The organism is uncultured Duncaniella sp., from assembly GCF_910577345.1.
GTDB lineage: Bacteria > Bacteroidota > Bacteroidia > Bacteroidales > Muribaculaceae > Duncaniella.
In genome coordinates, this window is the sequence record NZ_CAJTMT010000035.1 from 24,727 (window position 1) to 34,279 (window position 9,553).

Consider the following 9,553-nt stretch of genomic DNA (forward strand, 5'->3'; position numbering starts at 1 on the left):
GCAATGCTACGAAAACTTACAATATCCCTGCTTTCTCTCCTCCCCCTTGCCCTCTCCGCGCAGCTTGCCACCGGGAGCTGGAAGTTCTATCCGGCTTTCGGAACCCCCGACCGCCTGATCGAAACCCCCGACCATGTCTATCTCGCCACATCCGGCTCACTCCACTCCTATGACAAGGCCAATGACGAGAGCCACGCCTATATGCCCGGCTCAGACCTTGGAGGCACCCGAGTGGACGACATATATTATAACTACGACAAGGGCTACCTTCTGGTGGCCTACGAGGATGGCAACATCGACATTCTCATGGATAACGGCGAGCGCATCCCCCTTCCGGAAATTCGTGATTCAAATGTGGCCAGCAAGGGTATAAACCATGTGACTTTCGACGATGGCCTCATATACATCGCCACGACTTTCGGCATAGTCATCTATGACGACACTACCTTCCAGGTCAAAGAATCAGGAATTTTCGACACTGAGGTTCTCGCAATAGCAACCACCCCCGAGAATCTGCTGATTGTAATATCGCCGGAACAATGGACCTATACTGTCTATTCTTCGCCAAAGACCGAACGCCACAACAATCTGAGCAAGTTCAAACGCCAGCACAACCTTGCAGGTGTCCCGGCTGACCTTGTCAAGATAGCTGACGACAAGGAGAACAAAGTGACGCACTTCGCCCTCCGCACCACCCGCAATCTCCTCCTCGACCTTGTATTTTACGATTCACGCAACAGCGGCACATATACTGACCATGGAATCACCGGCGTGACCGGACTGTTCCATGCCGAGGATGGCGTATGGTTCACCACATCGACCTCTCTCAACCACATATCCTTCCCTTGGACTGTCAGCCGGAGCGCCACTATACCCGAACCGCTGCAGAGCAACATGATAGCCACCGTCGACGGCCCGACATCAATATGGGCAGCCGATGTGACCGGACTTGCCAACTACCGCCTGTCGGAAGATGGCTCAGTCACAGTCATGCGCGACAAGTACCGCCCGATGGACGCAACTACTTTCTCCGACATCTGCACACTCTATCCTTTGACCGACAACAATGGATTCCTCATGTCGAACCGAGGACTGAGCCGAAGTTTTGCTGTCGGCAACGGCGATTTCTACGACACCCCCTTCACCGGAAATGTCTATGAAAACGGTAAGATTTCCAATATAGAAGCCTCAGGCATCACCTACAAGTCAAAAGCTTCTGCCCAGACATGCGTAGGAAAAGGTGACCATATCTTCTCTCCCACTTTCCTCCTTGAAGACCCCGACAATCCCTCCATCCACTATGTAGGCTCAGGAAACGAGGGTGTGTATGTGCTGAAAGATGGCCGTCAGATCGGCAAGTTTGACGAGAATTCACTTATCAATTACAACTACAATTACGCCTGGAGAACGACTTCCGCACAGTTTGACTCAAAAGGCAACCTGCTGGTCGCTGTCTACACAGGAGATACAAGCCAACCTCCCCTCGTGATTCTTCCCTCCGACAAACGTAAGAAAGACCCTGCGACAGTCACCAAAGAGGACTGGATCGGGCTTGACTTCGGCGGCAATGTGAAGGACCGCGACGTCATCTTCCATCTTTGCAACAAAATCCCCGTCATACTTCTTGCCGACTCCCGCTATCAGGAGGGATTCACGGCACTGTATTACGGAAACTCCATTACCGACACCTCCGATGACCAGCCCCAGGCCGTGACAATCATGACCGACCAGGACGGCAAGAACTTCACCCCTGACTATATCACCTGCTTCGCGGAGGACAGTCGCGGACGCGTGTGGATAGGCACGACAAACGGCCCCGCAGAAATCGTCAATCCCGCCAATATATTCGGCACCGATTTCCGCATCAACCGTCTGAAAATACCCCGCAACGACGGCACCAATCTTGCCGACTATCTCCTTGACACCGAGAAGATACACGCAATCGCTGTCGATGCCTCCGACCGCAAATGGATTGCCACCGAGGAGTCGGGACTGTATCTCGTCAGCCCCAACGGTGATGAAATCATCGAGAATTTCAACACTTCCAACTCTCCGCTTGCCACTAACTGCGTGTCGGATGTCTATGTCGACCCTAACTCGAACTCCGTATTCATCGCGACCCTAAACGGTCTCTATGAATACTCTTCAACCTCCTCTCCGGGTCGTCCCGACTACTCCGACGTCATCGCCTACCCCAACCCCGTCACCCCCGACTACACCGGACTTATCACCATCCGCGGACTCATGGATTCCTCGATGGTCAAGATAATGGACTCAGGTATGCACCTTGTCTACCAGACCATCTCCGACGGCGGTATGGCCACATGGGACGGCTGTACGCTCAACGGCGCGCGTGTCAAGAGCGGTGTCTACTACGTCTTCGCATCCACGAGCTCCGACACCGACTCGCAGGGCGATGTCGTGGCAAAAATCCTTGTTGTAAATTAAGAGTCTATCCAAAACCCTTCATGCCCGAAGGACGTTTGATACTATAAAAACGATGTTTCATATATGAAAACTCTAAAATACACAGATGACAATGACCGGTGCTACGGAGCCACCGGTATGGCTATTGGCCTGATGGTGTTTGACGGCGACGACATGCTTGCCTCAATCACTCTTGACGGCGACCCCAATGAGATGGTCGCCATGTCGCCTGATTTCTATTTTGCCGGCAATCCCGGAGTTTCGGCCAAGGCCGCATGGAATCAGATGCTGAAGAACTACAATATCGGCATCGGTATGCTCATGTCAAACCTCCTTTGCCGTCACCTCGTCAACCGTCGGGAAGCGCTCCCGCAGGACCTTCATGATTTTCTCCATGACTTTGCCCGAGAGGAGGGCCATGAGGCCTGTTCGCTTGACGATGATGAAATCGACCGTCTGTTTGACAAGAACTTTTCATACCTGAACCGCGTGTTCTCCCATCGCGGGGTCCAGTCCGTAGCCCACGACTTCGCCACCACACTCTCACAACGGCGCACCCTCTCGCGGCTCGACACCCTCGAACTCCTCGATGCTCTCCGTATGCTCTGATCCCATATACCCCCACTTCCCTCCTCACCTTTACCTTTTTCATCACGTTTCCAATAGTTTTTATGTTTACTAATGTGTTGCATTTTTCCCCCTACCTCAAATCAGTGATTTGGGGTGGTGAGCGTATTGCCCCATTCAAGGGGATAAAGACCGACAGGAACGCCATTGGCGAAAGTTGGGAAATCTCGGCTGTTCCCGGTCATGTATCGGTTGTTGACAAAGGTCCTGAAAGCGGAAAATCGCTCTGCGAACTCATCCGCGAACATGGTGCCAAGCTTGTCGGGCAGGATATTTTCAACCGCTTCGGCGAGAATTTCCCTCTGCTTATCAAAATCATTGATGCCCGCGACAATCTGTCGGTCCAGGTACATCCCGACGACGCCCTTGCCCGCAAACGCCACAACTGCCCGGGCAAAACGGAGATGTGGCATGTCATCGACACCGATGCAGATGCCAAAATATATGTCGGACTGAAGGAGTCAATCACCCCGGAAGAGTATGAACGACGCGTGGCCGACAACAGCATCATGGATGTCATAGCCGCCTACGATTCCGCTCCCGGCGATACCTTCTTCCTCCCTGCCGGACGCATCCACGCCATCGGTGCCGGTAATCTCCTCGCAGAAATCCAGCAGACAAGCGACATCACCTACCGCATCTATGACTACGACCGTCGCGACAAGGATGGAAATCCGCGTCAGCTCCACACTGCCGAGGCCCGCGATGCCATCGACTATACCGTCTATCCCGACTATCGCTCAAAGCCGGAAGGGAGTCTGCTTGCCGACTGCCCCTATTTCGTGGTCCACAAACTCAATCTGACTTCTGAACCGACTGTCCTGCCCCACACACGCGAGTCGTTCACCATCGTGATGTGTCTCAGCGGTGAGGCCGAGATAACCTGCTCGACCGGCTTGACTGACAGCAACCCTCAGACCCTTCGCATTTCCCAAGGAGAAACCCTTCTCTTCCCCGCCACAATTACCTCTATCTCCGCAACCGGCACAGCCGGTCTCCTCTCCATCCAGGCTTAGAGAGCATAACAACGACAGGCCATAAAATAGAAAGACTACCATGCTATTTACAGTTCGAAATAGCATGGTAGTCTTTCTATTTTATGGCCTGTTCTACCAATCCCTGAAATTCAGGGATTGAAGGGCTTGTATCTGAGAACGGAGGCTTACCAGATAACGATGCGTTCAGCCTCGGGACGGAACATCGGCTGACCCTCAGTGATGCCGAATGCCTCGAAGAAGGGTGCGATGTTGCGGAGTGTCACATTCACGCGGTTGCGGCCGAGCGAGTGAACATCGCCGGTTGTGAGCGAACGAATCTCCTCGTCGCGGATATTGTTGGCCCAGAGGTTGGCATAGTTCATGTAGAACACCTGTTCGGGAGTGAAACCGTCGATTTTGGCTTCGGGCGACTTGATGTCGACACCCTTCTTGGCCTGAGCGTCAAGGAAGGCTGTCATGGCCACGCGCAGACCACCCTGGTCGGCGATGTTCTCACCGAGAGTGTACTGGCCGTTGGCGTGAACGCCGGGAAGCACCTCAACCTCGTCGAACTGAGCGATAAGGCCCTTTGTCTTCTCCTCGAATGCCTTTGCGTCGGCCTCTGTCCACCAGTTGGTCATGTTGCCCTTGGCATCGAAGTTGCGGCCCTGGTCGTCGAATCCGTGGGTCATCTCGTGGCCGATTACCACGCCGATACCGCCATAGTTCTCTGCATCCGAAGCGTTCGGGTCGAAGAAGGGAGCCTGCAGGATAGCTGCGGGGAAGACGATTTCGTTGGCAAGAGGATTATAATATGCGTTGACAGTCTGAGGAGTCATGCCCCACTCGGTGCGGTCCACGGGTTTGCCCCACTTGGCGTAGGTTTCCTTCTGGTGCCACATGCCGACGTTGTGCATGTTCTCATAATAGCTGAGTTTGGGGTCGATTTCCATTGAGGAGTAGTCCTTCCACTTGTCGGGATAGCCGATCTTCACGGTGAAGGCCGCGAGTTTCTCCTGTGCGCGCATCTTGGTCGAGTCGCTCATCCAGTCGAGGTTTGCGATATGCTTGCCGAGGGCAGTGCGGAGATTCTCGACGAGGCCGAGCATATATTCCTTGGAGCTTGCGGGGAAGTACTTCTCGACGTAAAGTTCGCCGACTGCCTCACCGAGAGCACCTTCGGTTGCATCGAGAGCACGCTTCCAGAGGGGACGGAGTTCCTGCACACCGCTCATCACCTTCGAGAATTCGAAGTTGGCGTTGGTGAAGTCGTCGCTGAGTTTAGATGAAGCCTGGCTGACATACTTCCAGAGATAGTAGTCCTTGATTTCGCGGTCGCTGAGGGAGCCCATGAGCTTGTTGGCCTGAGCGACGCTCTTAAGCTCGGTCACGATAAGGGTGTCGGGCGACTCGATGCCCATTGTCTCGATGAAGAAGCGGTCCCAGTTGATGGCGGGATACATCTCCTTGACCTGGGCGAAGGTGCGGGGGTTGTACATGCGGGGGATGTCGCGGCTCTCCTCACGGGTGAAGGCAGAGTCGGCGAGGGCCGTCTCGATCTTCATGACGTTGCCCACGATGCGCTGCGCGTCGGCTGCGGAATAGCCTGCGTTCTGCATCTGGTCAGCGATAAGTTTCTTGTAGGCGTTGCGCACAGAGGTGTTGCGCTCGTCGTTGAGCAGGTAGTAGTCGCGGTCACCGAGACCCATGCCGCCGCCGGAGACATACATTGCATAGACGGTGGAGTTCGAGAGGTCTTCCATGGGGCCTGCGCCGAAGAAGGGGCTTGCATAGTTGCCGTGCATCCAGAGGAAGAGGTCCTCCATCCCTTCATGGGGAGTGTCTTCAATCTTCTTGAGGTCGGCGAGGATGGGCTTTGCACCTTCGGCATTGCGGCGCGCGGTGTCCATTGCCTGAGAGTAGACGGTCCATACCTTGTGGGCAACGGTGCCCTCTTGGGGATTGGAATCGCCGAGGTTCTGGATGAGGTTGCGCACACGAGCCTCCGACGAATCGTTGAGGATGTCGAACTGTCCGTAGCGTGCATGTTCGGCTGTCAGGGGATGTGCATCCATCCAGCCCTTTGTCACATGGGTGTAGAAGTCTGAACCGGGAGCGACGGTGGTGTCCATATAGGCCACGTTAAGACTGGCGAGATGCTCGGTCTTGTTCTGCTTACATCCGGTTGTCGCAACTGTCAGTGTCATGGCGACTGCTGCAATAGGAAGTAGTTTCATGTTGGAGTTGATATAATTGGTTCTGTGTTTTCAGTCGAGGGCGCGGCGGGAGCGGCCATTACCGGTCAGGCATTGCCACCGGTCTCGGTGCCGAGGGCGGCGAGGATGTCGCGCAGTTCCTCCTCGGTAGTCGTCAGCCGTGAGCGGCAAGCTTTCAGCAGCTCTGTCGCACGGCGGGTATAGGCGGCAAGGTGATCGATGTCACAGTTGTCGCTCTGCATCATTCTGAGAATGCCTTCGAGCTCACCCACGCTCTGGGCGTAAGTGAGCTCGCTTATCGGCTTGAATTCTGTCATGGAGAGTTTTCGGATGGTTATGAATTTGTTTGCGGGGAAACCCCATTATGTCACGCCTTGAGCTGGGGATGATTGTCAATGGCGTTGACGATGTTTGAGAATATTTCGTCGACATGTCCCGACCCGTGGATCGGAGTGTACTTGCCTTCGTTCGTATAGTATTCACGCAGAGGTGAGGTGGTGTCATGGTAGACTTTCAGACGGCGACCGATTGTCTCGGGGTTGTCATCGGAACGTCCGCTGTCGATTCCGCGCTTCACGAGACGCTCCATCAGCTCTTCGTCCTCGACTTCGAGACCGATGACCGAATGCACTTCCTCGCCCCTCTGTTCGAGCATCTTCTTCAGAGCCTCGGCCTGAGGAATGGTGCGGGGGAAACCGTCGAAGATAAAACCGTTGGATGTCGGACGCAGGCGGTCAACCTCCTGCGCGAGTATGTCGACCATCAGATCATCAGGGATAAGATGGCCCTTCGAGATGTAGCTGTCGGCAATCTTGCCGAGCTCGGTTCCGGCGGCAATCTGTGCGCGGAGCACATCGCCGGTCGAGATATGGGTCAGACCATAGCGGTCGATAAGTTTCTGGCTTTGGGTGCCTTTACCACTTCCGGGGGCACCGAAAATTACAAGATTAAACATTCTTTATCCTTATTTTTTACCTATTATATTACAATCCGGGGCCGCTGGCCGCCATCATCCGGCGGCAACTCTGTGCCCGCTCTGACAGAATTGGGAATTATGTGTCAAACTCACACATTATTCATCCTTGCAGTCCTCATCGAGCACATAGATGTCGTTGAGGTTGCGGGCAAGGCCGTCGATGTCGAGGCCATAGCCGATGATGAACTTCTTGGGAATCTCGAACCCGACATAGTCCGGCTTGAGCTCCGGATGTTGCAAAGCCTCTGGCTTGAAAAGGAGAGTGGCAATCTTCACCGAAGCGGGACGGTGGGCCTCAAGGTCGGCAAGAAGCTTCACCATAGTGTTGCCTGTGTCGATGATGTCTTCGACAAGGATGATGTGACGGCCTTCGAGATTCTCGCTCAGACCCATGACCTGCTTGACGACTCCGGTGGAGCCCATCCCCTCGTAGCTCTTCAGACGCACGAAGGTCAGCTCCGCATCGATGTCCTCACACGCGCGGAAAAGGTCAACGGCAAAGGGTGCGGCTCCGTTGAGCACACACACGAACAATGGATTGCAGTCACCATACTCCGAGATTATCGACTTCGAGATTTCGGCGATGCGCTCTGTTATCTGTGTCTGGGTAATGAACGGTCGGAAATTCATCCCCTGATAGCATTTACATTTCATGGTTCCGGGCAGAAAAAATTTTGCGCAAAGTTACTCAAAAATCTCAATATTACCGCCATTTTTCATCACCGACAAGCAAAATTTACCCCTCATGGCTACACTTTGTCCCGATTTTACCGGGAAATACAGACCTGTATTTCCTAAACCTACGCCGGGAACGCCTCTCCGAATCCTGATATTATAGGATTATAGATATATGGGATATGTCATCCTATTAGCAATATCAAATTGCCGGACGACAATCTTTTCATCATAACTCATAAGTCATTGACATTCCGTCTGCGCGGTCTGTGCCAGTCTTACTTTCTCTATAACACTGTCGTCCCATGGAATTCTTTCACCATTCTTATACATGTGATGCTTGTCTATGGCATAACCGTCACCAAGATACTTAAATGATTTAGAGTCAGCATTTTGAACGACATACCGCGTGATATATGTGGCATCGTCACAATCTTCAAAACCGGGCAAAAAATCTACCGTCCGGAGTGAAATAGGAAAATACACTTGATTTTTATCTTTTGCATAATCGTTACCTTTTGCAATTAAAAATGTCGCAACGTCCACTTCCAATGGACTATTATACTTAATCGCACACGAACAATTATTTTCCGTAGTTCCGTAGATTGATCCTTCAATCCGATAATAATACTCATCACGCTCGCCATCTTCAAGCGAAACCCACTGAGCAACATCTCGAACATCATTATAACCTCCATGTGTACAGCTACTGAAAATTAGAATCATTGCTGTAATTATATTAATTTGCTTTATTTCCATATCTTAAAAATTTATTTTATTTTTTAATGTTATGAATGGCCAACGTCTTGAAAACATCATACTTCGCGACTTGGAATAACCTTGATTTAATTCTCCGTTATTGTAGGACCGTATAATTGAATTTAATTGGTTTACATGAAGATGTCTATTATCATTTTTTGCTGCAAATCTTGTTTGGGTCATTAAATTATTACGTCTATTAGTTATTTGTAATTTATTTCTTTTCTCATTTGGGTGATGCAGTCCGGCGGTATGTCCTAACTCATGTGCTATCGTACGATCATTTGTCCCATCTATAATCTGTTTTGCAATAGTTGTTCCGAATCTTATTGTCAATCCATTTGGGACAGCATCAGCAGCACTATTTAAATCATTAAACTCAGACTGGTCAACAATTGCGAAAACATGGTCTTTGTCGTTGACTTCATCGACACTGCTCACGGCACGAATATCTGTTGTCATGGACACACTGAAACCATTTCCACTGAATGTGAACACGTCTTCTATCTGTGAAGAAATGGCATCCCGGACAGCTCCCATATCAAATTTCTCATTGCTCGCATTGTAGACCACTCCGGTAATTTTCATCATTATATGCAACTTATCATCCTCATCGCGATAGGAATATATGCTCCAATCCTCCCCATTCGGATCGATGTAGTTGATGGGATTTCCTGCGCAGTAGGCGTAGGGGCTCAGCCAGGGATATTTCTCGGCGAGGGGATCCCAGGTGGTGAAGGAGGCGAGGAGGGGGTTATAACGGCGGGCGAGGAAGTCGTATTCGTTCAGCCCGAAGAGGCGCAGGCGCTCGTTGCCAGCGTACAGGAAGGGCTGCTCAGTGGCTTCCCGCCACGGCTCACCGTAGGGGTAATAATTGGTCTGCTCAACTATCTTAC

9 protein-coding genes are annotated in these 9,553 nt (G+C 52.0%); 3 read left to right on the forward strand and 6 right to left on the reverse strand.

Annotated features, from left to right (window positions below; genetic code table 11):
• Window positions 1–3 precede the first annotated feature (3 nt).
• The 3 genes from QZ310_RS11975 to QZ310_RS11985 all read left to right on the forward strand — a co-directional run bounded on the left by QZ310_RS11975 (window position 4) and on the right by QZ310_RS11985 (window position 4,070).
• Window positions 4–2,448, forward strand: coding sequence for a two-component regulator propeller domain-containing protein (locus tag QZ310_RS11975; protein WP_297073124.1), 2,445 nt, complete (start codon window positions 4–6; stop codon window positions 2,446–2,448).
• Between the two features lie 63 nt (window positions 2,449–2,511).
• Window positions 2,512–3,036, forward strand: a complete 525-nt coding sequence (locus QZ310_RS11980) for a hypothetical protein (RefSeq protein ID WP_297073126.1) — start codon at window positions 2,512–2,514, stop codon at window positions 3,034–3,036.
• A gap of 62 nt (window positions 3,037–3,098) precedes the next feature.
• Window positions 3,099–4,070, forward strand: coding sequence for a type I phosphomannose isomerase catalytic subunit (locus QZ310_RS11985; protein WP_297073129.1), 972 nt, complete (start codon window positions 3,099–3,101; stop codon window positions 4,068–4,070).
• Between the two features lie 146 nt (window positions 4,071–4,216).
• Here the strand turns inward: QZ310_RS11985 and QZ310_RS11990 are convergent, their stop codons facing one another.
• The 6 genes from QZ310_RS11990 to QZ310_RS12015 form a co-directional block, all read right to left on the reverse strand.
• Window positions 4,217–6,268 carry a M13 family metallopeptidase gene (locus QZ310_RS11990; protein ID WP_297073131.1) on the reverse strand — a complete coding sequence of 684 codons (2,052 nt, stop codon included), beginning with the start codon at window positions 6,266–6,268 and terminating at the stop codon, window positions 4,217–4,219.
• 65 nt (window positions 6,269–6,333) lie between these two features.
• Window positions 6,334–6,564, reverse strand: a complete 231-nt coding sequence (gene xseB / locus QZ310_RS11995) for an exodeoxyribonuclease VII small subunit (RefSeq protein ID WP_297073133.1) — start codon at window positions 6,562–6,564, stop codon at window positions 6,334–6,336.
• A gap of 50 nt (window positions 6,565–6,614) precedes the next feature.
• Window positions 6,615–7,202, reverse strand: a complete 588-nt coding sequence (locus QZ310_RS12000) for an adenylate kinase (RefSeq protein ID WP_297073134.1) — start codon at window positions 7,200–7,202, stop codon at window positions 6,615–6,617.
• A gap of 117 nt (window positions 7,203–7,319) precedes the next feature.
• Complete coding sequence (gene hpt / locus QZ310_RS12005) at window positions 7,320–7,877, reverse strand: hypoxanthine phosphoribosyltransferase (protein WP_297073137.1); 558 nt, start codon at window positions 7,875–7,877, stop codon at window positions 7,320–7,322.
• Window positions 7,878–8,141: 264 nt separating this feature from the next.
• Window positions 8,142–8,657, reverse strand: coding sequence for a DKNYY domain-containing protein (locus tag QZ310_RS12010; RefSeq protein WP_297073139.1), 516 nt, complete (start codon window positions 8,655–8,657; stop codon window positions 8,142–8,144).
• Window positions 8,658–8,660: 3 nt separating this feature from the next.
• Window positions 8,661–9,553, reverse strand: an 893-nt coding sequence (locus QZ310_RS12015) for an RHS repeat-associated core domain-containing protein (protein ID WP_297073141.1), incomplete at its 5' end; no start/stop codon positions are given.